The sequence below is a fragment of the Deltaproteobacteria bacterium genome (genome assembly GCA_016931625.1).
Taxonomy (GTDB): Bacteria; Myxococcota; XYA12-FULL-58-9; order XYA12-FULL-58-9; family JAFGEK01; genus JAFGEK01.
This window is the reverse complement of record JAFGEK010000007.1, coordinates 1-22,686: the sequence shown is the minus strand read 5'-3', so window position 1 is coordinate 22,686 and position 22,686 is coordinate 1. Positions and strand designations below refer to the sequence as shown.

General features: G+C 40.8%; 18 protein-coding genes. 10 read left to right on the top strand and 8 right to left on the bottom strand.

The window, feature by feature from the left end; genetic code table 11:
• Both JW841_00415 and rlmJ read left to right on the top strand, forming a co-directional pair.
• The coding region (locus JW841_00415; GenBank protein ID MBN1959381.1) for a hypothetical protein at window positions 1–190 on the top strand (190 nt) is incomplete at its 5' end.
• Between the two features lie 289 nt (window positions 191–479).
• Window positions 480–1,163 (top strand): 23S rRNA (adenine(2030)-N(6))-methyltransferase RlmJ, encoded by a 684-nt coding sequence (gene rlmJ, locus JW841_00410; protein ID MBN1959380.1) that lies wholly within the window; start codon window positions 480–482, stop codon window positions 1,161–1,163.
• Between the two features lie 6 nt (window positions 1,164–1,169).
• Here rlmJ and JW841_00405 read toward each other — a convergent pair whose 3' ends face one another.
• The 4 genes from JW841_00405 to JW841_00390 all read right to left on the bottom strand — a co-directional run bounded on the left by JW841_00405 (window position 1,170) and on the right by JW841_00390 (window position 6,520).
• Window positions 1,170–2,141, bottom strand: coding sequence for a response regulator (locus JW841_00405; GenBank protein MBN1959379.1), 972 nt, complete (start codon window positions 2,139–2,141; stop codon window positions 1,170–1,172).
• A 77-nt stretch (window positions 2,142–2,218) separates the two neighbouring features.
• Window positions 2,219–4,459 carry an FHA domain-containing protein gene (locus tag JW841_00400; protein MBN1959378.1) on the bottom strand — a complete coding sequence of 747 codons (2,241 nt, stop codon included), beginning with the start codon at window positions 4,457–4,459 and terminating at the stop codon, window positions 2,219–2,221.
• 2 nt (window positions 4,460–4,461) lie between these two features.
• Entirely contained in the window at window positions 4,462–4,695 is a 234-nt protein-coding gene (locus tag JW841_00395; protein MBN1959377.1) for a hypothetical protein, read from the bottom strand.
• 106 nt (window positions 4,696–4,801) lie between these two features.
• Entirely contained in the window at window positions 4,802–6,520 is a 1,719-nt protein-coding gene (locus JW841_00390; GenBank protein MBN1959376.1) for a hypothetical protein, read from the bottom strand.
• A 402-nt stretch (window positions 6,521–6,922) separates the two neighbouring features.
• Between JW841_00390 and JW841_00385 the strand changes: the two genes are divergently transcribed.
• From JW841_00385 to JW841_00375, 3 genes are all read left to right on the top strand, one after another.
• Window positions 6,923–8,977: a VWA domain-containing protein gene (locus tag JW841_00385; protein ID MBN1959375.1), complete on the top strand. Its 2,055-nt coding sequence runs from the start codon at window positions 6,923–6,925 to the stop codon at window positions 8,975–8,977.
• Entirely contained in the window at window positions 8,974–9,456 is a 483-nt protein-coding gene (locus JW841_00380; GenBank protein ID MBN1959374.1) for a hypothetical protein, read from the top strand. The genes JW841_00385 and JW841_00380 overlap by 4 nt, the downstream gene beginning before the upstream one ends.
• Window positions 9,457–10,200: 744 nt before the next feature.
• On the top strand, window positions 10,201–10,932 hold the full coding sequence (locus JW841_00375) for a hypothetical protein (GenBank protein MBN1959373.1): 732 nt from the start codon (window positions 10,201–10,203) through the stop codon (window positions 10,930–10,932).
• 16 nt (window positions 10,933–10,948) lie between these two features.
• Here the strand turns inward: JW841_00375 and JW841_00370 are convergent, their stop codons facing one another.
• Window positions 10,949–12,592, bottom strand: coding sequence for a hypothetical protein (locus JW841_00370; GenBank protein MBN1959372.1), 1,644 nt, complete (start codon window positions 12,590–12,592; stop codon window positions 10,949–10,951).
• A 166-nt stretch (window positions 12,593–12,758) separates the two neighbouring features.
• Between JW841_00370 and JW841_00365 the strand changes: the two genes are divergently transcribed.
• Window positions 12,759–14,318 carry a serine/threonine protein kinase gene (locus JW841_00365; protein MBN1959371.1) on the top strand — a complete coding sequence of 520 codons (1,560 nt, stop codon included), beginning with the start codon at window positions 12,759–12,761 and terminating at the stop codon, window positions 14,316–14,318.
• Window positions 14,319–14,334: 16 nt separating this feature from the next.
• On the opposite strand, the gene JW841_00360 is transcribed toward JW841_00365, so the two are convergent.
• Window positions 14,335–15,204, bottom strand: a complete 870-nt coding sequence (locus tag JW841_00360) for a hypothetical protein (GenBank protein ID MBN1959370.1) — start codon at window positions 15,202–15,204, stop codon at window positions 14,335–14,337.
• Between the two features lie 95 nt (window positions 15,205–15,299).
• On the opposite strand from JW841_00360, the gene JW841_00355 reads away from it, so the two are divergent.
• Both JW841_00355 and JW841_00350 read left to right on the top strand, forming a co-directional pair.
• Complete coding sequence (locus tag JW841_00355) at window positions 15,300–16,604, top strand: tyrosine--tRNA ligase (GenBank protein ID MBN1959369.1); 1,305 nt, start codon at window positions 15,300–15,302, stop codon at window positions 16,602–16,604.
• 16 nt (window positions 16,605–16,620) lie between these two features.
• The gene (locus JW841_00350; GenBank protein ID MBN1959368.1) at window positions 16,621–17,946 is read left to right on the top strand and encodes an insulinase family protein; all 1,326 of its coding nucleotides are present in this window, start codon (window positions 16,621–16,623) and stop codon (window positions 17,944–17,946) included.
• Window positions 17,947–17,960: 14 nt separating this feature from the next.
• On the opposite strand, the gene JW841_00345 is transcribed toward JW841_00350, so the two are convergent.
• Entirely contained in the window at window positions 17,961–18,824 is an 864-nt protein-coding gene (locus JW841_00345) for a hypothetical protein (protein MBN1959367.1), read from the bottom strand.
• Between the two features lie 107 nt (window positions 18,825–18,931).
• On the opposite strand from JW841_00345, the gene JW841_00340 reads away from it, so the two are divergent.
• Together JW841_00340 and JW841_00335 are read left to right on the top strand one after the other, a co-directional pair.
• The gene (locus tag JW841_00340) at window positions 18,932–20,377 is read left to right on the top strand and encodes a hypothetical protein (protein ID MBN1959366.1); all 1,446 of its coding nucleotides are present in this window, start codon (window positions 18,932–18,934) and stop codon (window positions 20,375–20,377) included.
• Window positions 20,378–20,393: 16 nt separating this feature from the next.
• Window positions 20,394–20,867, top strand: a complete 474-nt coding sequence (locus JW841_00335; GenBank protein ID MBN1959365.1) for a hypothetical protein — start codon at window positions 20,394–20,396, stop codon at window positions 20,865–20,867.
• Between the two features lie 74 nt (window positions 20,868–20,941).
• On the opposite strand, the gene JW841_00330 is transcribed toward JW841_00335, so the two are convergent.
• A complete protein-coding gene (locus JW841_00330) occupies window positions 20,942–22,501 on the bottom strand; it encodes a hypothetical protein (GenBank protein MBN1959364.1) in 1,560 nt (519 codons plus the stop codon).
• Window positions 22,502–22,686: the final 185 nt, after the last annotated feature.

Sequence of the window (22,686 nt, the reverse complement as noted above, 5' to 3'; positions counted from 1 at the left end):
TAGAGAGTTTTACGTAATTCCTCGTCATTCCTACGAAAGTAGGAATCCAATTCCGATAAAAGTGAAAAATGAGACTAAGAGTCAGGTAATGAGAGGTAGCCACACACCAGAAAAATTCATGAATGGAAATCCTTTTAAGCTTGAGGTCGAACTGCGCTTTTTATTACAAAAAAAAGGAAGCAGCAAGTGATTGACTGGGCGGATAAGTTTTAACATGCGTCAGTCCTGCGCCAAGCAATAGTGTGCTTGCCATGTGGCTTAATGCCGACTATTGCTTACCCACAGAGGAAATTTAAAAAAATTAATAATGTTAGATGAACGTTATAATCATCGTTTTCATGCAGGTAACAGTGGTGATGTATGGAAACACATGGCATTAAGTGCATATTTAGCAACCCTGACCCAAGACGAGCGTCCGTTTACTGTTATTGTGATACTCATGCTGGTGCCGGGAGCTATGAGCTTGGGCCTACTGGTGAATGGACCGAGAGGGCATTGGCAAGTTGTGGGCAAACCCACCCCACGTTACTTGTATAGCGATACAACGCTATCTTGCCCTTGAGCCAGCGCCTATAAACAAAAGGAGACGCTATTATGGCTCACCTATTATTGAACTTGCATTTTTACGCTCTGTTGATCGACTTCTATTGAGTGAACTCGATCAAGATACCAGTGCCAAATTACAAGCTAACGTGGCTCATGATACACGTGCGCTGGTAAAACAAGGTGATGGTATTGCTGCTTTACCGACAAAGTTGCAAGAGTGTGATGATGACGCTGCCGTGTTAGTGGTTATCGATCCCTCTTATGCTAGCAAAGAAGAGTGGCTTACTATACCGCAAACTTTAATAGATATTTATCGCCTTCGACCCCAAACCCATATTCTTTTATGGTATCCGGTTAAAAGTTATACTCGTCCCAACGCTATGTTACAAAAACTTGGTGCAAGCGGAGTGCCCAGCATTGCTCTCGAGTTAATAACTACCCCACTCGAATTGCAAAAGAATCGTTTGAATGGAAATGGAGTATTACTGATTAATGCTCCTGAGATAGTAATTTGCGAGGTGATGGCTGCCGCGCCGGTTTTAGGTCGTATTGAAGCAACTCACGCAGATCGCTTCACTTGTCGCACGCTTGGGTGGACAAATATTTGGAACAAATAAATTTTCTTAACGACTATTAAGCCACGATTGTAGTTCTTGACGGATATCGCGATATTGTTTGAGAAAGTCGCGGTTACGTTGTTTAACTGTACGCAATAAATCACGTTTTTTATTGCGCATCTTTTGTGCAGCAGCAACTTCGTCGACCTTACGGCGGATATCATGAATATCATTAAAGGGTTTTTCGATATAGGCAGTGGCACCAATATTTAATGCGGCTATTGCAGATTCTTTTGAACCATAACCGGTGATAAGAATTACATCAGTTTCTGGATGTACTCTTTTTATTTCACGCATCACAGCAACGCCGTCGATACCGGGTAAATTCTTATCGGTAATAACAATAGGAAATTGATTTTTTTGAAAATGTTTTAACCCGGTTTCTCCATCAAGAGCAACAGTGACTTTATAGCCATGATTAGTAAGCACATATTCGATCAAAGAAGCTATTGTTCCTTCATCATCAATAACCAGAACATGAATGGGCCTATCATCAATGCTGCTGCCTTGAACTATTTGTTCGAGTTCATTATTACGTTTATCAAGAACCACCATGGCTTTTAAAAAATCTTCATTTAGGGTATGAAGCTTTATTAGCAGGTCGCGCTCTTTGCGAGTTTGTTTATGCCGAGCAAGGGCTCGATCAATTGCGGCACCAATTTGTGCAGGGTCGCACTCTTTTATATCAAGTAAATCACGAGCACCGGCATCAAAGGCGGCCGAGACTTGTGGCGGAACGCCTAAACGGGTAGCGACTAGAATTTGAATTTCAGGATTGGCAGTTGTTAGCTGCACGACGGTTTCAGCAAGTATACCCCAATCTACTGCGACAATAATCGCTGCGGCTGATCGTCGTACCGCTAATTTAAGCGTTGTTTCTACATCAGTTGCCGAGGCTAAGCTTATTTGCAGTTGTGCAAGCACTGATTCAAGTCGTCTAGCATCATCAAGCGGGCCGAGCCAAACAACGCAAGTCATTTAAAATGATCCATAAATAAATAATCAAGACGGCAATAGAGACCAATTTGTAAACTGCAACTAGGGGATGTCCCTGACTAAAAACTAATACTCTTAAATACAAACGGATAGCTTACGATGACTTCACCACCTTTAGGTTGAGGGAATCGCCAGGTGCTTATTCTACCTATAATGCAATTAACTGCGGGTACTGAATTGAGACTAGAGTATTTTTGTCTAGTACCGCGTACAGAACCACTAGTGGTTATAGTCCATTCAATTTCAACTTTACCAGATAGCCCAGGTTTACTGAGTAATTCTCGTTCATAACATCTTTGGATTTGACCGACATTTTGATTAATCACTTTTTGAATAGCATCACGATCTAAACTACCTTGACCACGAGAGCGCATAGCACGGGGCATTTTTTCAACTAGACCGCCAACCCGGCGCGTTCCTTTGCCCGAAAGCCGTCCAGCACCACCGCCACCACCACGCAATAGACTGGCGCCACCTTTAGTGACGACACCGCCACCACCGCCGCCACCTACTAAGATATCAGCAGTAGCTGATTTGCTTGCAAGATTAGAAACACGAAAACCACGAGCGCCTGAAGGTGCATTAGCTGCTGAAAGATTAGTAACAGCAGCAAGGGCCGCTGCCGGACCAGGTGCTGCTGAGCTACCGCGTTTACTTAACAAACCTAAGACACCTGGGGGAGCTTTTGCTGTACCACCAGCGCGTGCACGCTTATTAGGTGCCGCTTGCATACGCCGCGGAACTTTACGGGGTTGCGGGGCCGTCGGTGTCTCTTCTACGGGTTCTGGTTCAGGCTCAGGAGGTGGTGGTTCTTCTAATTTTATTTCTTGATCGAGTTTAACTTCAGCGAAACTCTCGGTTTCAACAGCAGGAGCAGCATGTGAACTAGGCAAGAGCATACCTACTAACAATAATGCAATATGAGTACCGAATGAGCCGCCCATAGATCTTGTAATTAACCGGTCAGGTTTTAATCGTTGTGCCAAGGTGCGTCTATCTGGTGGCAACATTGGCGGACGCAATAAGCGAATATAGTAAGAATAATTTGAATCTTCGATTTCAACAGATTCGCCAGCGCGTATAGTGGCTTGGCGTCTACCGTGGCGTGCGACTTTCGAAATGAAATCAATATCAAGGCGCTCGCCACGTCTCTTTAAAGTAGCGCGCGAGCTTTCGTCGAACTCAAGTCGGCATTCACCTTTGCGTGTATATCTAACTAAACGATGCCGACGTAAACCACGACGTGATGCTCCCTTAGCATTAGTTTTATAGTAATAAAATGATTCGCCGCGACGCAAAGCAACCGCCTGTGAGATAGCATTATTTCGAGTTACCAACACCTCAACATGCGTTGGCTCTTCTATGGTTGAGCCAGCGTTGAGTGTTTGCTGTAACATACTGAATGTTGGTACATATGGCTCATCATCATCATCATCATCGTTGGCACCGATAATTGGTGGGGGTCGACGTGAAGGCAGGGCAGTTGGTTCTATTAGTGCTTCACGTTCAGGTCTAGCGTCGGCAATAGGTTGTTCACGTAACTTTGCTGCAGCTACAGCACTTTTATTGCTGCTAACCGCCATATCAAAGAAGGGAGCACGTTCAATGGCATCTACATGTGATTTTGATCTAGCAACCGCACGCAATCTTGACACAATGCTGTGTGCTGAAATGCTACGCCCTGGACGTTCGTCATCTTTTTTGCGCGCGACTTTTTGTTTAACTTTTTGTTCTTCGTGATGTTTTATTTGAGGTTCATCATCAAAATCATCAAATACTGCTTTTTCTACAGCTCGTGCTGCTGCAATCTCAGCTGCTTGAGGATGCTCTGGATATGATTTTGAATGTTTCTTGCCAGATTTTTTTGCCGGAGATTTTTTATACGGCAAATCTGCAATATCATCATCCAATTTTGGTGCGGTTGCTTGTGCTATTACCTTATTAGCAATAACACCAGTCTCTTCGTCGCTTTCAAATTCTGTTGCACCAGATTGTGCTACAAGTTTAACTTTAAGGGCATACTCGCCAATAAATACTTGATCAAGACGTCCGACTTCACAACGCTCTATTTTATCACCATTAACGAAGACGCCATTAGTACTTGCATCATCACGGATGAATACACGTTTACCATCTTGTTCAAAAATAGCATGACGACGAGAAACTGAACCTGATTCTAATAATAAGTCAGCAGTTGCATCGCGACCGATCACAACTTCACGTTGAGTGAATAGATCGGTGCCGATAAATTCACCATCTTTAAAAACAAAAACTTGCAGAACCGCAGCAGAAGGAGCCAAGGCTACTCCTCGAACACCGAGTAAATAGTACGCTCACGAAACAGGCGTTTTTTATTAATCAAACTATCAGTTGCAATCTCCTGACGTTCAAAAATGTACACCGATCCTGATTTTGCTGTTTGACCCTTAATGATACGCTCATCAAAGTTTACTCTAGTTGGGCCTGTATAAGCTTTCGCTATTACCGGTAAACCAAATGCAACTACTACAAATACTGCTGTTACCAAAATACGCATGTGCTACTCCAGTTACTCAAACTTGCTATTATTTATACTGTAAAACTTACAGTGTCCATTTAACTGTAGCGTTAGTTATGCATTGCTACAAGTAAGTTTAAGCTCATTAATAGTATGCACCAGTTACAATTACTCCGCTTGCACCAACTGCCCATATTCTTTCAAACCCTTCATAGTATGTATTGCCAACCGCATATAAACCTTCATCAACATTAGGTGTAAGTTCTTGGATGACACCACCATTCAGCCGAAATAGCAAACCACCATCACCAACTATGTAGGCATTTGAATCGCTAGTTGCGTATAGACCCAAAAGGAAAACTGGTGGCCCCCCAGCTATTGGTGCGAGGTTACAACTACTACCACCCGGGTATCTTACGAGAGCACCATTATTACCTACAGCTAAAAAGCTACCGCCATTTGCACCAACCGCACTTAATACCGGACTTTTATCAAGTGGTGCTGGCATAGTAGAACACGAAGGGGCTGTCCAAACTTCACCGGGATCGGTAATTGACCCTACAATAATTGTACCACTAAGACCTACAGCAACAATATCATCGCCATCAATTGCTACGCCACGCAACGATTGAATAAGTCGTCGAAAACATTCAGGACATAAAAAATTGCAATCACCGCTTATACACGCGTTCGTTGCTGGGGGACAGCTAGCATCCCCGCAACCGACCCCTGTAGATGCGGTATCATTACAACATTGTCCTGAACCAGATGGGCATGGGCAAGCGGTTCTTTGAGGATTGCACATGGCAGGGCACTCCGGTGGAGTTCTACCATTTTCGCAAGTGGTACCAGCAGGTGTACCTGAGGGGCAGTCATCCGAATTGCGATACGCAACCCCATCTTGTGCTAACCATGCATTAACATCAGCAATACCCGGTGATAAGGATGCTATGTCAGCAGCCGAGGGCCCGTGATAACTAACCACGGCGCCATTTTCACCAACGGCAACAATATCAAGACCAGTATCGGTTTTGATTATATCTACTGCATAAAGATTATTAGAAAAACCAGCAGCAGGGTTATAGGTATTATCATCGTCCTCACATTTAGTACCTATACCATCACCATCAGTATCTAATTGTGCTTTTGTTGGATCAGGAGAATCCTGAGGGCCAATGCATCCATCACCGGTCTGTTGACCAGTAGGGATGAAATCTTCAAATGGACGTAAGGTTCCGTTAGCAACTTCGCGGCAATTATCATCGCAACTTACCGTATTGCCAGATACGCACAGAGCATTACCCCAATAGCCATCACCATCACCATCATCTGCGATGCCATCACCATCATAATCGGGGCAGAAGGGATCAACTTTTTTTCTGCTGACAAATTGCGCAACCCCAGGGCCGGCAATTACCTTCCAAGCGCCATCTTCAGTTAAAGGATCGTTATCGGGATTTGGGTTATAATGTAGTACTGTACCTGACCAACCTACGGCAATCATTTCACCTTGAGGATTAGGTAATCCAAAATCTGCACCATTTTCGATACCTGCAATAGCAGACAGAATTTCAGTGGTACCGGAAGGCATGATTTTCCATATGCTATCTTCAGTTAGCGGATCATTATCGGGATCAGGATTATAATACAAAATAGTACCAGCCCAACCTACAGTAAAAACGGCACCATCGCTGCGAACCCAAACACTAGTGAGAGTTAAATCACCCAGACCATGTTCAACACGCTGCCAATGCCAGCGCGGCGGTTCTTGAACATCAGTTTGCCCAGCATCATGCTTAGCTTTGTTATCGCAACTGATAATTACGGCAGTAAATATTGCTAGCGCCCAAATATAAATACGCATGACTTACAGCATACCCCAAAGGTAGTAATTATTCATCACTAGTAATGAGAAAATATATCAGTATTGAACAGTTTTTTGCATAAAAAAAAGGAAAGGTAGGGGGTATCCCTAAATGTCTCCCGTCGATCTTCACGAAATCCGCTACTTACGACCGCGTGCTCGCAAAAATCCTGCCTGCGACTTGTCAGTAAGCAAGCCTCAGCAGGATTTTACTTAAGCGCGCGGCCATCGTTTACGCGGCTTTCGTGAATTTTTTAAGTCCAACATTTAAGGACACCCCCAAAATTTGGAAGAATTGCATTATTTTTAGCGGTATTGTCTCTCAATTTAGATAAGATATAATTCTATAAGTATGACAAATAGGGACAGCAGCTTAGATCATGTGGTAAACTGAGAAACATTGTGAGAAGATTAATATTAATTATACCTTTTTTGCTGACTGGATGTACAAAGTCAGACATCTATCAACAAACTGGTCGTCAACCACTGGCACCAGATAGAGTAGTAATTACCGGAGATTTATGTACCGATGACACTGGCGGTTCAAAATTTCCGGTCAAAATTTTATTTGTTATAGATAAATCGCAGCGAATGTTTGCTGCTGATCCTGATGGGTACCGATTTTCAGCACCAAATAACGGACTAGCGGCATTCATTGCTAGGCATAACCAACTGCCGCATATTCGCTTTGGTTTTATAGAGTTAGGCAACCAAAGCCGTGTCCTCCCTGTGGCTTTGGGCCAGCAATTTTATCCAGCACTAGATCCAGCAATTAATCAAGCGCTTATTGAATTAAGTCAACCAAGTGGCGCAGATCGCGATATTTTAGGTGCGCTAGCTGAAATTGAAAATTTTATTGCGTCTGATATTCGTAATTCATCAGCAGGTGAAGTGCTGCGTACTCGCTATTTAACATATATGTTACTTTCAGGACCTCCGAATCCATCCAAAACTGATGATGAACTGGCAAAAGCAGTCATAAATCTGCAAGAGTATATTTATAATCAAGGTGTTCTCGAATTTCGTCTTGATATGGGGCTAGCATATTACGGTCCGCTTACCATCGAAGACAGCAGTACTGGCCACAATTGTTACGCTCCTGAAGCAACCGATCCACCTTGTACATGTGGTGACAGCATACCAGAGCTTACCGTTTATTGTGGGGTTTATTGTGATATCACTGGTGGCAGTGCTACCGAAGCATCAAATACAACTGCTCGTCAACAATATGAACATATTGCATATCTTGGTGGGGGTACATTTACAGAGTTTCCTTGTAGTCAAACAATTGGTGTTCCTCTTGATACTTCTGCGGGTAAAGTCGATTTAATTAGTAAAGACATTGTTGCGTTTAATCGTAACGTCACGCTCACCGCTGATGGTCCAGCGCTTGATAGTGATGGAGATGGTTTAATTGATAGTGTTGAGTTGCAAATTGGCACTGATCCACAAAACTGGGATAGTGACAATGATGGTTTAGGTGATGGACTTGAATTGCGTTCAACACCAAAACAGGATCCACTTGATCCTAGCGATCGTCCTTCTTCTTGTGCTGACCCAGCAATTACCGCATCACTTCCAGACGATGATTTGGATCTGCTAAATAATTGTGAAGAGGGATTATTATCAACGAGCCCAAGCATTCCTGACACTGACGGTGATGGATTACCAGATGCACTTGAATATTATGGTAGTATGGTCCCCACCTCGTCTTCTGACCGTTTACTTGATTTTGATGCAGATGGTGTAACTAATGCTGTAGAGCTTGCTAACCACACCAGTCCACGTGTGAATGAGCAAACTCTTAGAGCTTCATATGCATATAGAAATAGTGTGGATTTTATCGGTAAGCGTAATGTTGCGGTTATGGAAGATAGCGATACATTGCCTGGTGTTGCTTTTCGCGATGCATCCCCAAATGTTGTTGGCGGTCAGGCAATTATGAAATGGGATGCTTGTGCACGCACTTTGTCATGGTCTGATGCAAGATATACTCTATCTGCTCCTTTTACTCCTGTACCAACACCTATAGAAAATACTGGCGTATATAAACTTAATGCTGAACGTTGGGCAGAAGGAGAGCTAATTGATCAAATTTGGGTGACAGTTTTTGTTACTGCTGAACTCATGCCAAGCTGTGCTGAAAAAGCTGAAGTGGTCATTGCTCCTTTGATCACAGTCTCAGAGAGAACCTGTTACAGCGTTACTTTTAGTAACATCAAACTCATGCAAACTTTAGCGAGCAATGGACCTGATAGCGAAGGTATTAATCATATAATGGTATTTTTTACTGAAGCACCAGCAGATCGTTTATCATCCCCAGGAATTACCAAAATTGCGGATATTTCTGTGCGCTTAAAATGCAAGGATCCAAACAAAATAGATACATGTAGTCGATGGCCGGTAGATGGTCATATTAATATAGTAGACAGTGATTTTGTTTCGGTGCTTCCATGACCAAAATAGTGACATTGTTATCAGTGCTATTTCTGATAGCTATTAGTGGTTGTGATCCCACTTCAGAAGCAGCTTTTCTTCAAGGACGTGGTTATAATCCATGTATTGAGGTAATTCCTGCATGCCCAGGGCAATTTGCTGCATGTATGTTAGATGATGACAATTATACTTATGTCGACTTTCCTGGAAGTATTTTGTTTATTACCAATGCTGATAAAGAAGTTGAAATCGAAGTATTGATGTATCTGACTCAACAGGAAGATGCAGGCACATCGACAATTATTTATTGGAATGAACCCGGCTGTTCGGATGTATATACATATGACAGTGCTGGTCGTAATCTTTTTGCTGAAGCTGATGACCATATTATTCGTGAACGTAAAAAAATATATAAAGGCGGGGGACATTTAATTGAAATCAACTCAGATATGCAGGCTTATGTAGATTTAGCCGTACGAATTATTGAGCCCGGAAGTTAAGCGCTAAAAGCCCATAAAGTATGGTTTAGTCTGAGTACCAAATTAAAAATTATCAAGTTTAGTAAGCATAAGCATTTATGTTTAATGTAATTGACTATTTTAAAAACAGGTATCCAGAATCAATATATTCTAGTTTGTTACTACCAATTAAGACGTGTTAAAAAAAAGATCTTTTTTATTAGATCATAACTTTGGTGTGTAATGAAATGTGAATTAAAGATCTTACATGATATTTCAGAAGTGTCTCAGAAATAGAGACAATCATGCCTATGTAATTTTATTTAAATAAAGAGTAAGTACAACGAGTGTAATTTTTAAAGAGTCAGTTTGATAGTATTTTGGATACACTGTCTATAAATTAGAGACACTATATTATTCACGAATTAACTGAAATAATAGTTTATTGATAGGTGAGATAGTATGTCTACAACATTCATTTTAATACTATTTAGTATAGAAGGATATATTTAAATAGTGTAGCCTATATATTGTAAACAGGATTGGTTAGGATATTAAATAATTTTACATATATAAATAAAAATGAAGACGCAAAATATAATATAATAATATATTTTTTTTACGCCATGCTGATCTTGTGAAAAGTTAATATATTTTTGGTAAAAAAAATTGTCGCAAAATGCGACAATATTAAAGCAACTGCAATCGCCTATATCATTTAGTGCAGTATTTCAGCAGACTTCGCCCAAATTAGTATTGGTATAAATATTGCTTTATCTAGTAATTATGGAACTAGATAATAAAAGATTTTGGGATTTTAATAGTCATTATTCTTCTGCAGAAGTAGCGATATTAGCCAAACTATTTGATGATGATAGTTTTACTAATCACCTACATGCAAAAGAGATTCTTGATGAAGCAAAAAGTTTTTGGGCTTTACGTCATTGGACCCATAACCGTATGCAAAAATCAGGTTTATCAAATACAAACATTATTAGAATACAAGCAGCATTTGAGATCGGAATACGATCTTTATTACCACCCCGTAGTAAGCAACGTATTATGGGGCCAAGCGATAGTTTTATTTGCGTGGCACCATTTTTTGCTGGGTGCAATCATGAGCGTTTTATTTCTTTGTCATTAGATGCAAAAAATCATCCATTGCATGCAGCATTAGTATCATTGGGTTCAATTGATGCGTGTTTTATAGATCCACGCGAAGTTTTTCGCCAAGCTATTGCTGAAGGAGCAAGTGCCATAGTTTTAGCGCATAATCATCCTTCAGGTGATGTTACCCCTTCACAAGAAGACATAGAACTTACTGCACGATTAATAAAAGCTGGTGAAATTTTAGGTGTAGCTGTAATCGATCACATAATCATAGCGTTTAATGCGTTAACACCAAATCCTGGTAATTATGTTAGCTTGTTAGCCAATGGTTTGTGGCCTTTTAAAAACCAAAGAATGCAACAAATAAATAAAAAACGGTATTCGACAAAGTATTATAGCGGTAAATAGGCGTTATAAAAGTGAGTTAATTCCAGTCAGGCGGGCTAGTGCCATCGAGCATAAGATCAAGATTTATACTTGTGTTAACATCAGGCAAATTAACAGCACAATCGATATTGAAAGTAGTTCCAGCATAATCACCTATAGCGCCTGGCCATAAGTTAGCACTAATAGCTTGAGTTGCATAAGACCTTGTAATGGTTACCTGATTTAAAGAATTACTAAAAGCGATGTATTGTATGAGATTCGCACCATTAAATAAGGCAATTTCACTACCTTCATTTAGCGCAGGTGCAGGTAAGCAATAACTTGTTTCACATTCTGTGTCAGTATTTGTCAGCTCAATTACTAACTCAGCGCCTGCAGCAAGTTCAGCGATACCGATATCAGTCAATAATAATTTATTTTCTATACCATCACTAACTAAAACCAGGTTTATATCTGTCAGCGAGTAAGAGTTAGTAGAACGGTTAATAAGATAAATGCGGTCAGCATGCGGATTTTCTGCATCAGCTAGAGTAGCGCGTTCAATGCGATGAATAACTATATCTGACCGGGTGCTTGAGCGCCATGGTCTTACGTATGAACAACTTGTCCACAAATCTGTGGTTGGCCCAATTGGGGTAGTGGCGTTGCTATCGTTAGCAGCTGGTACCCAGGGCACTGCTCCAATGTTAGGGTCACTTACTGCAAGTATTATTTCATTATCAACGCGAGGATATAAAACATTCGTGGTTGCATTTGGCCAAATACCATTTGCAATAGCGGCATTTAATAAAGTGTCACTTGCATTCCCATAATTGACATATGCCAAAATTGCGGTGGCAGAAGCTGTATCATCAACACCTGGAGCTAATATAGCTACTTCACCAGGTGATGCTAAGCTCAATGCACTAGGTGCTATGCCATTAGGGCCTAATGTAATTATTGCTTGGTCACCAGGTGAAATTAATAAATCTTTGGTTATTAGGGAGCAGGTAGGATGACAAATGTTTAATCCAAATAAGTCGATAACACTACTGCCACTATTAGTAAGCGTAACCCAGCTTTCATCGGTATTCGGTTTAAAGCTAGTAATTTTTATTAATGGAGTACTTTCTGGACAAGTAGTTATATTAGTAATTTCAGCAACGCTAGAAGCAACAATCGCGCAGCCGTTATTTGTACTTAAAGCAACGATCGCATTTCCTTCTGGTATTGGATAGCTAGCTTTTATGAAAACATGAGGCAAAGTAACGCCAGCAACAATTGCTGCGGCAGCCAGAGCAGAACCAGTACGCATCGGATCGCTGCCCCAAGCAAGATAGGCTCTTATAGAATTATTTTCGTCAACCACAGCTAACTCACCCCCCCACAAACCAATACCATCGATGCTTTCAAGAGATACCTTTAGTTCGCTATTTGCTTGAAGCGTTTCAGCAATTTCAAGTTCACCAAAAGGGCTTTTTAACCGAAGACCATTAAGGTCGTGGTCATTTGCATTTGTTAAAATAACAAAACGTTTTGATGGCTGGGTATCGCTGAAATAAACTTCAGCTATAGTAATTTGGCTTAGACGAGTTATCGCGGTATACGTTGGCCTGCCAATGCCATCGCCAAAACCATTATCATTACAGGCAAATATCCCAGCAATAATTATAAAAAATGCTAAATTTTTGTGTAAATTCATCAAACGGCCCATAGCATAGATACTTAAAGAGTGCGACCAGATGAGTAATAATAGTTTTTGCTTTATTAATTTTAGGCCCTTGATCTAGTTGGCCAATGTGTGCAGACCCTATACGATAAACATTTTAGGAGAAGTGATTCGCATTTTTTTTACTGATTGTTAAACGATGTCTGATTCATCGAATAACCAGATTGATGAGCGCTACACCATCGTAAAGACGGTAGGTGTGGGAGGGATGGCCAACGTCTATCTTGCTCGCGATATTGTGCTTGAGCGCAAAGTAGTTCTTAAAGAATTACGTGGTGACTTGTTAGAAGTTGGTGATTATGCGGCTATGTTTATTGATGAAGCCCGCATTGTTGCGAGTTTAAATCACCCAAATATTGTGCGTATTTATGATGTTGGCTTACGTAACGACCTGCCATTTATGGCTCTTGAGTGGCTTGAGGGTTGGGATTTACGCATGATCGAGCAAGAGCTCGAATCCCGTGAAGAATGGCTTGGTCTAGCGCTGGTATTGCGGCTTATTGCAGATGTTGCTCATGGTTTGCATGCGGCTCATACTACTTGCAATGATCAAGGCGTGCCCTTGCGCCTGGTGCATCGCGATGTATCACCGCATAATTTATTTGTTACCATTAATGGTGTTATTAAAATTCTCGATTTTGGTATCGCTAAAAGTACCGTGCAGTCAGAAACTACTGGTGAACGCTTAATTAAAGGCAAGCTGGCTTATATGGGTCCCGAGCAAATAAAAGCTCGGTCTGTTGATCGACGTTGTGATGTGTTTGCCTTAGGCATCAATATGCACGAACTACTTTCAGGCCGTAGCTTATTTGGGGGTTTGAGTTTTGCTGATGCCTACGATTCGATATTACACAGTCCAATTATTACTCCATCACGTCCACGCGAACGTTTGCCAGATGACATTATTAATATAGTAATGCACGCGCTTGAACGTCATCCAGATAAACGTTTTCAAAGTGCAGGAGATATGGCTGAAGCACTTGAAGTTGCAATGCTGAATAATGGCTTAATTTGTACGAATGAAGATATTGCTTTTGCCTTAAAGCGTTTATTTATTGGTAGCGGATCACATTCTGATGACCATAACTATACAACTATTGCTTTAGGGCATATCGACGAACAAGAATCTGCACCTTCAGACGTTGCCGATTTAGACTATGAAGATATCTCTTATGAAGAATTATCCGATGGTTTTTCTTCAGCAGAGCTAAAAAACGAAACCTTAGCTCTTGATAATGGTGACTTTTCAGATCATCTGCCAAGAATTAGACCATCGTCAGATGAAAATATTTTCAGTTTAAAAAATATTATTATTGCACTCGTAGTATTAGCGCTCATTATAGGTGGGCTTTATGCTGTTTTTAGTGGTAAAAAGACCACGCTGCAAAAGCAAGTAAAAAAAATAATTAATACCCAGCCGGCAGAGGGTGATGATAAAAATCTTAAATCAAAACTACCAAAAACATCTAACCCTAAGGTTATCACCGGGCGTATAACTCTGATTACCGATCCTAAAGCTACGGTATTTTTAAATAATAAAGCTATCGGGGTAACGCCATTACGCGCCATAACGTTACCGGCGGGTAAGCATAAATTACGTTTTGTTAATCGCCGGGCTAAAATTGATAAACATATTACGGTTACAGTGCCGGCCAATGGTACAGCTAAACGTCGTATTAAACTTAGACATCGACGCTAGCTAAATTAAAGATTGATTAGAAACCAAGTTTCATTGCTACTAGACATCCCCAATTATTATCGCGTGCAAGTGAACGGCGGCAACTAGCTTCAAGTGAGCCGTTTTGACTTAACCAAGCGAAACCACCACTAATGAGATGCTCATAAGGATTTTTATCATTTGCACGTTGATAGCGTCGATAAGTCCAACCAAGTCGCAAGGGTATATTATTGGCGACAATGTATTCAGTACCAACATGATAGCTCTTATCTTTTTCGTTTTTAGCCAACATGACCATATCAGCAGCTAACGTGAAAGCTTCAGCGGCAATACTAGTACCCAAGCCTATGGTGGCTGGCAAAATACTATCGTTTTGATCTTTTGCTAAGTTGTTGTAAACAGCGCCAATTTTCATATATGGCCCCAAGACCGCACAAATGCCAATATCACCACTATAAAGTTTGACGGATTGGGGATCTTCATTCATTGCGTGATAAGTGCCACGTATATGATGCACCGATATGCCTAAGGAAAGATTAGGTATAACCGGATAAGCAGCTCCTAAGGTGAAATAATTATATTTATTGCCACTGCCACGAATATTAGTTACCGCGAATCCACCGGCAACTGGTCCAGCTTTGGCATCGACAACATTGATACCGAAACGACCTAAGTTATTGATATTAGTAAAAGAATATAGCAAATCAATGCTGCTATATCCCCTGATAACGCCAATAGCAGCGGGATTTGTTAACAGTGCATCATTGCTGGCAGCTAATGCTCGGCTGGCACCACCCATGGCATATGAGCGGCTGCCAAACAAAGCGTCGTCAGGTGTAGCAGCAGCATTAGGCAAGATACATATTACTGCACTAGCCCATACAATAATAAAATAAAACAACTTCATGTAGTTATCGCTACCACTCAAAAGTGTAATTGCCAAATAAACGGTAAGTTATTACTTGACCAGTCCTTTGTTACCCTGCCAAAAGAGCCATCATGATGGTTAATGCTTTTAATGTGTTAAATGAACGTGGTTTTGTACATCAGGTTACTGATGAGCAAGCAGTGCGTGCGTTATTTGAGCCAGGTAAACCGCCGGTAGTAGCCTATTGTGGTTACGATCCTACTGGCGATAGTTTACACGTTGGTCATTTATTTACACTCATGGCGTTAATGCATATCGAGCGTTGTGGGCATCGTGCTATCGTAGTGCTGGGTGGTGGTACTGCCATGGTAGGTGATCCTTCGGGTAAAACCGAAATGCGGCAAATGATTTCTGCCGAAACTATTGCCAATAATAAAGTTCAGATTGAGCAAGGAATTTCTCGTTTACTTAATTTCAAAGAGGGCAACAGTCGTTGTGTAAATAATGCAAAATGGCTAGCACAGTTAAACTATATTGATTTTCTTAGAGATATTGGGCGTCATTTTTCAGTTAATCGCATGCTGGCTGCCGAAGCTTATAAACTTAGGCTTGAACGCGGTTTATCGTTTCTTGAGTTTAATTATCAGTTATTACAGGCTTATGATTTTCTTGAGCTTTATCGTCGTTATCAATGTGTGGTGCAAATAGGTGGCGATGATCAATGGGGTAACATATTAGCCGGTGCGGATTTAGTGCGTCGCCTACATGGCGTTACTGTATATGGTGTCACTTTTCCATTATTGCTCACGGCTAGTGACGAAAAAATGGGTAAGACCGCCGCAGGAGCAGTATGGTTAAATGCTGATCGTCTTTCGCCATATGACTATTATCAATATTGGGTTAACACCCAAGATGCTGATGTAGCCCGCCTGCTTGGTTTTTTTACTTTTCTACCGATGGCGGAGATAAAAGCTATTGAAAATCTTAGCGGTGCTGACCTAAATGCCGCTAAAAGCATCTTAGCCTATGAAGCAACGTTAATCGTTCATGGACAACAAGAGGCGCTCGCCGCTCATGCTGCCGCACAGGCGGCTTTTGGTGGGCGCACTATTGCCCCTGATTTATTACCTTCAAGTTCGATACCGCGTCAGGCTGGCGCTGATTTATCACAATTGCCCACAATAGAATTAAATGCTGCAGAAGTTAATCAAGGAGTTAACGCGGTTAATTTAATTGTACGCGCTGGTTTAGCACCATCTAACCGACAAGCGCGTAACCAATTAACTCAAGGACAATATCGCCTTGATAATGAACCTATAGCAGTACAATACGCCACAGAAAAATTACCCGCGGATTGGTTTAATGAACCACGTATTCTCCAACACGGTAAAAAGAAAGTTGTGGTGCGGCTGGCAGCGAACTTGTCAACGGTCTCGTAATAGATAACTTAAAACTATGGCACGTCGTGATCACTCGGTTACCTCATTAAAACTTGCGGCATTTTCGGCGCAAAAAAAATATCTTGCCAACGGTATGCCTGTGGTTATTTGTCCACGACCAGGATTATCGTGGGCATATGTTGCCCTATATTTTGGCGTAGGTTCTCGCTATGAGACAGCAAAAAATAACGGCATAACCCATATGCTTGAGCATATGTTATTTCGTGGGACGCGAAAGTATTTAAACACTACGATGCTTAATGCTGCTGCCGAAGATTTCGGTGGTTATTTAGAGGGTGCTACCTATCGCGACCATTTAGTGTTTTCTACAGGTTGTCATCCCTCAGCGGTTGTTAAAGCAATTGCAATTTTAGGTGAAATTGTCCAAACGCCACGCTACTGCGATATGCATATTGAAAAAGAGATTTTAAAAGAAGAGTTGTTAGAAACGCTTGATCAAAACAAGCGCATGATCGATCTCGACAATTTAACCCACTCAGTTGTTTTTAAAAATCATGGTTTGGGTTTACCTATTGAAGGTACACTAAATAATTTAGCGCGTTTTAATCGTAGGCATCTTGAAGCTCATCGCCGTCGCTATTTGGTAGCTAATAATGCAGTACTTAGTATTGCTGGGCCGGTAGATATAAAACAAATAATGCGAGCCGCACGTCGTGCATTCACATCATTGCCGGTTGGAAAGCTTTATTTAAGCAAAGACCAAGCTTTACCGCCAAAACATACATCAATTCATTGCGTGAAAAATATCAGCAGCCAAGTTGATATTCGTCTGAGTTTTTGGGCGGTTACCGTTAATGATCCTGATTATCCGGCTTTAGTGCTATTGGCACGTTTGTTGGCTGATGGTTTATCTTCGCGTATGCACGCAGAGCTTGTTGATCGTCAAGGCTTAGCTTATGCACTCAATGCTGGATTAAATACTTATAGTGATTGTGGATTATTTGAACTTGAAGTCAGCGTTGCTCCTGACCGAGTGGCTTTGGCCATTAATAAGTTATTAGCCTTTGTTGCTAGTGCCAAACACATGCAATTTACTGCTAGTGAAATAAACCGATCTTTGCGGCGATATCGTTATGGTATGGAGTTTATGACTGATGATGCTGCTGATCTTACAGCCTGGTATGGTCGTGCGGTGCTATTCAATATAGAAGCTGAAGCTGCTAATTTATATCAACGCCTGCAAAAATTATCACAAGCTGATCTGCATAAAGTGGCAGCTAAATTTTTTACCCCTGAGCGATTAAATGTAACTATGGTCGGAAATTTAACTAAACGCGAAGAAGAGAAAATCCGTACTGTAATAAAAAGATGGAAGAAATAGCGTCGCTGTTTAGGCTAATCCCCTTGCGATACGGCAGCTAATTTATTTGTTAAAGTAAGGGCGTCTTCATTACAAGAAGATGAGTTACTAACTACCTCAAAAGAAGCAACCGCTGCGGTATTAATATCACCAGAATACTCAACTACCAGCGGAACACTTGAACCAAAAGCGACTCGAATTGGATTACAACCTGCCGGAATCGAAGTTAATGAGTCACCACACGCTACGGTACTGCATTCTGTCGATGGCTGAGTAACGTTGGTTGGTATTGTAAAAGAACTCGCGTCAGTACCGGTAATTTTATAACCGTAGACTAATAATTCTTGAGCACCAAGATTAATAAAGCGAACCGGTGCTCGATGGCTGCCGGTGCTGGTTGTAGTTACTACACCATCTTCAGGGTAAAAATAAAGTTTAGCGGTACTTGGTATATTTGTATCAGTTGCAATGCCAATAACATAAAAAGTGACGTTTGGTCGGTTCTCAGCATTACTAGTGATGTTGACTTCAGCTAAATGTACACCGACCGAAGTTGGTGAAAATGTTACTGGTAGAGCTATGGTGGTGTTGTACTCAACTGATGCTGGTAACGTGCCGGTGTCGATAGTAAAAGTAGTCTCGGCATTACCGAGGCCTTTATAGCCAGCAAGTGTGACCGAATTGATTTGTAAAGCAGTTTTACCGCCGTTGAGTATTACGATATTACTGGTTTTGTGAGAATTAACAGTTGTGTTATTGATCCAGAGTGTCAAATCTAATGGAGTTGGCATAAGCTGCGGCGCATTAGGAGGCGGTTCAGCAGTTTTTGTAGTATCATCACCACAGGATGTATTGAAACTTAAACTAGCAAGTAGCAGGATGATTGAGAGCTTACGCATGTTGACTCCATTTTTGTGGCAAAGTGTTAATATAGCACATGACAAAGATAGTTATTGTCCAGCTTCTTATGCTTTTGCGCAAACAATTTTTATGAGGTAGAGGTATCATGAAAACAAAGATTTTGCTTGCATTATTTTTTGCTGCACTTTGGTCGTGTAAATCTAATGATCCTCATGATGTCGATCCCATTGATCCCGGTGATGGTGATGTAATAGTACCACCTGACCAGGGCATCCCCTTACCAGCCCCATATACCAACCTTACTTGGACAATTACCCAAGTAGAAGCAGGCAGTTCTATAACAAAAGCTGGTATGCAAGGCAAACTACTACGTGGTGGTGATGGCACACTGTATTATGCTTATTTCAAGCGCATCAGTACGACTGAAAACACCTGTGATATCGCGGTGTTTTCAACCGGTGGGCCAATGCCGGGAATTAATTTTGATGTTAAAGTGGCGGTTTTAGCGCCAGGGGCGACAACGTGGGATATTGAGACATTGCCACTGGCTAATTTAGATCCTACGGTACCCTATGTAACCAATATTTATGGCCTTGAAGGGGTGATAAATAGTAATGATCAGCCGGTTTTTGTTTTTGCTGGTGGTAGTCCTTCGGTAACCGCATCTTGTGGTTCAAGCGATTTAGTTAGAGCAACACGCACCGGTAAAAATACTTGGAATTTAAACATTCCAGTAACCGATAGCGTTTCTTGTTGTGGCTATTGTGCTGCAGAAAATTGTCAACAAGGTGATGTTGTCGGTCCGTGGGCTTGTGCAACACTTGATGGCAATAATAGTCTGGCTATTGCTTTTATGGATTATCATTTTCTTTGGGATGAAGATGGTTACAAAAAGCGTGGACTCGAATTATGGCAAGAAAGTGGTAGTGTTACTGGTATTAAAACCTGGGCTGGTAAAGGTATGTACAGTCAGCTTAAATATCTTTCGCCAAAAGACGGGGCAGAGTATTCAGGTTTAATAGCAGCTTATACTACTTCACAAAGTACGGGTTTATATGTTGCGCGTTTAATTGGCGACCCAAATCAAAAAGACGCATGGGATGAACAAGATATACGAACGGGAGATAAAATTGGTGAGCGTATCAGCATGGCAGTAGCACCTGATGGTACAGTAGGTATAGCATTTTATCGTGTTGCAGATAAAAATGATCAGCCTAAACAAGATTTGGTTTACTGCTATAGCACCGACAATGGTGAAATATGGGTTGAAGGTAATCATACTTGTGAAACGGTCGACCAAGAAAATTCTGTAGGACAATATCCCTCACTCACCTATGATAAAGATAGCCGCGCATTAATTAGCTATTACTATTGTGGGGTAGGGGGTAATTGCACGCCAGCGGGCGATGGGTTGCGTTTTGCAATTCGTACCGGCGTTGGTTCATGGGTTAGACGTAATGTTTCATTTGATGCCGCTAACATGACTGGAGTATTCTCGCAGATTGTGGTTAACCCAGATACTTATGAGCCAACTATTGTTTTTCAAGATGTAACCCGTGGTTTTGCCATGATGGCGCAAGGCAAACTTTAGTGAAAGGGTGAGATTTGTGAAATTAATGTTACGTCATTTAATGCAACTATCAGTTTATGCGCTGCTGGCTATGTTAGTAGCTTGCGGCGGTCCTGGTAATGAACTTAGCGGCTCAATTGGTGAGTCATTTTCACTCGATTTTGATTATGCCCGTATTTACAAACAAGATTTAAACTTGCGTATTGAATATCTTAAAAAACTAAGCGGTGGTGATGGTAAAGTTGCTAAAGTCGTAGTTGATACGCGTGATTTAATTATTGACAGTGGGGCAGTAATTCGTGGTGAGACATTTAACGAGTATGTCACAGTTGAGCGGGTAATGAGTACGGGTGGCGATTTTCCACCGATGAAAAGTGGTTCAATTCGTTTTGAAGATTGGAACTTTAAAAACGGCGGTAAAGTATCGGGTGAATTTGATATTCTTTTTGAAAACGGTCGTACGCTCTCAGGTAATTTTGAAAATAAAGTGCAAGAGATTGCGACTGATTAATATATATTTTTCGTTACAAAATAATGATTTTGTAATAACAAAAAGCATTATGTGAGACTTTTTAAGGTTAGCCACTAGCCACTAACCACTAATTGAAAGGGGGCATCTGTAAGTTCAGTGGATAGATATTTGAGTACCTTATTACTAAATTGATCGGTGTGCTTCAACACATAGTTTTTAATTGTTTGAAAGTTTAAAAAATACTTATTGGCTATTTTTAGCCTTTCTTGAGAAAGCGATAAAATAAATTTTGAAAAAAACTCAACAACTTCAGTGGGGGCCTTACCATTTTCAAGATCGGGTGTAGTAGTTAATTTTTCACAGAGTTTGGCAAAGAAAAAATTAGTTAAAGCAAGATCACTCACCTTGGGATCAAGTATAAAATCAATGAGGCCATTTGTTTGCATATTGTTGCGCAGAAATTCTAACAAACCATAGGTACCTGATAAAGGAAGACCACTTAAGGTATAGATCGCATCGTTAACCTGTTGAAGATTGCGGGAGTCGAGTGAGCTATTGGCTATAAAATTATTTATTGCTGTTGTTATTTGATAGGTTGCATATTTAGTGATTATCGAAGCATGTGAATTATAAATAACTGAAAAAAATTCCGTTTGGTCGTTTTGAAAAAAGTATTGAATAACAGACCTTATTTCTTCTTTATGTTGGTCATAGAGACGTGAAAAAACAGTAGCTGTAATATTAGGTTTGTCTCTATTGGTGGATGATGTAATATTAAGTGTGTCTTCAGCGATAAATGCTGTACGAAATGTTTCAAATCGAGTTATTATAGAGATATTATTATTATTTAAAAAGCGAATTAAGAATTCATCCTGTAACTGTGGAGTGTCTTGTAGGTCGTTTAATTTGTTGGTCAGCAACGATGCATTATCATTTAGGTAGTTATTTTGTTTTTGGTCTTTTTTGAATTTAGGCATCGCCAAGCGTGTTTTTATCTCTGGCGATTTAAAATTTATTTTTTGGTTGGTTTGAGGGATATATTGAACCGAAAATAATTTATTTTTAATGTAAGTTTCAGGCAATGGTTTAAGCGGCGATGGCAACTTAGCGCATGGAGATATTGGCGCGGATGTAACAGCAGCCTTTAAGGCAGAAGGTAAGCCATCGAAAATATCGCAGGTGTTTGCCTCCATACCTGCAGGTTCAAGGGCATAACGGTATTTCTCATTTTTGGCATTGCCATAGTTGCCATTGACCAGATCTTTAAGCAAACGACCACCTATGACGAAACGCTTACCAAAAAGTTCGCCATCTTTAAGCTTATTGCCTACCTGGTTGCAAAATAGATAAAATTCATGCAAACCAAAGCCGTAAAGCTTACGCATTCTTTCATCAGCTTTGACGGTATTTTTATCAACTAAGGTGATGAGCCTTTCAAGCTCGTCTAAAGATATTTTTCTACCCCCAACGATGCGAAAGGCAGTTGTTTCACTGGTAACATCAGTGGTTATGCCTTGTCGAGTTGTGTAAAAAGCATTTTTCGCAACTCTCAGTGCTGAAATATAGGTAGCTCGAAGTTGAGGATCGAAACATTGACAATCAATGTTTTCAATATCGAACTGCTTGATTTTATTATCTGCCACAAACTCACAATATTGTATTTCTGATCCCATTAGCTTCTCCAGATACCGGAATAAACTATTGTTTTTATTTAACCACAAAAATCTTTTTATTATTCTCGGTACAAATTGAATATAAGTTGCTATTTTTAATGGGTGCGCGTTCAAAAATTGCTCAGGCCGATTAACCGTTTATAGTTAGTTGAAATATCAAGATAATTTACAAAAAGTACACGTAC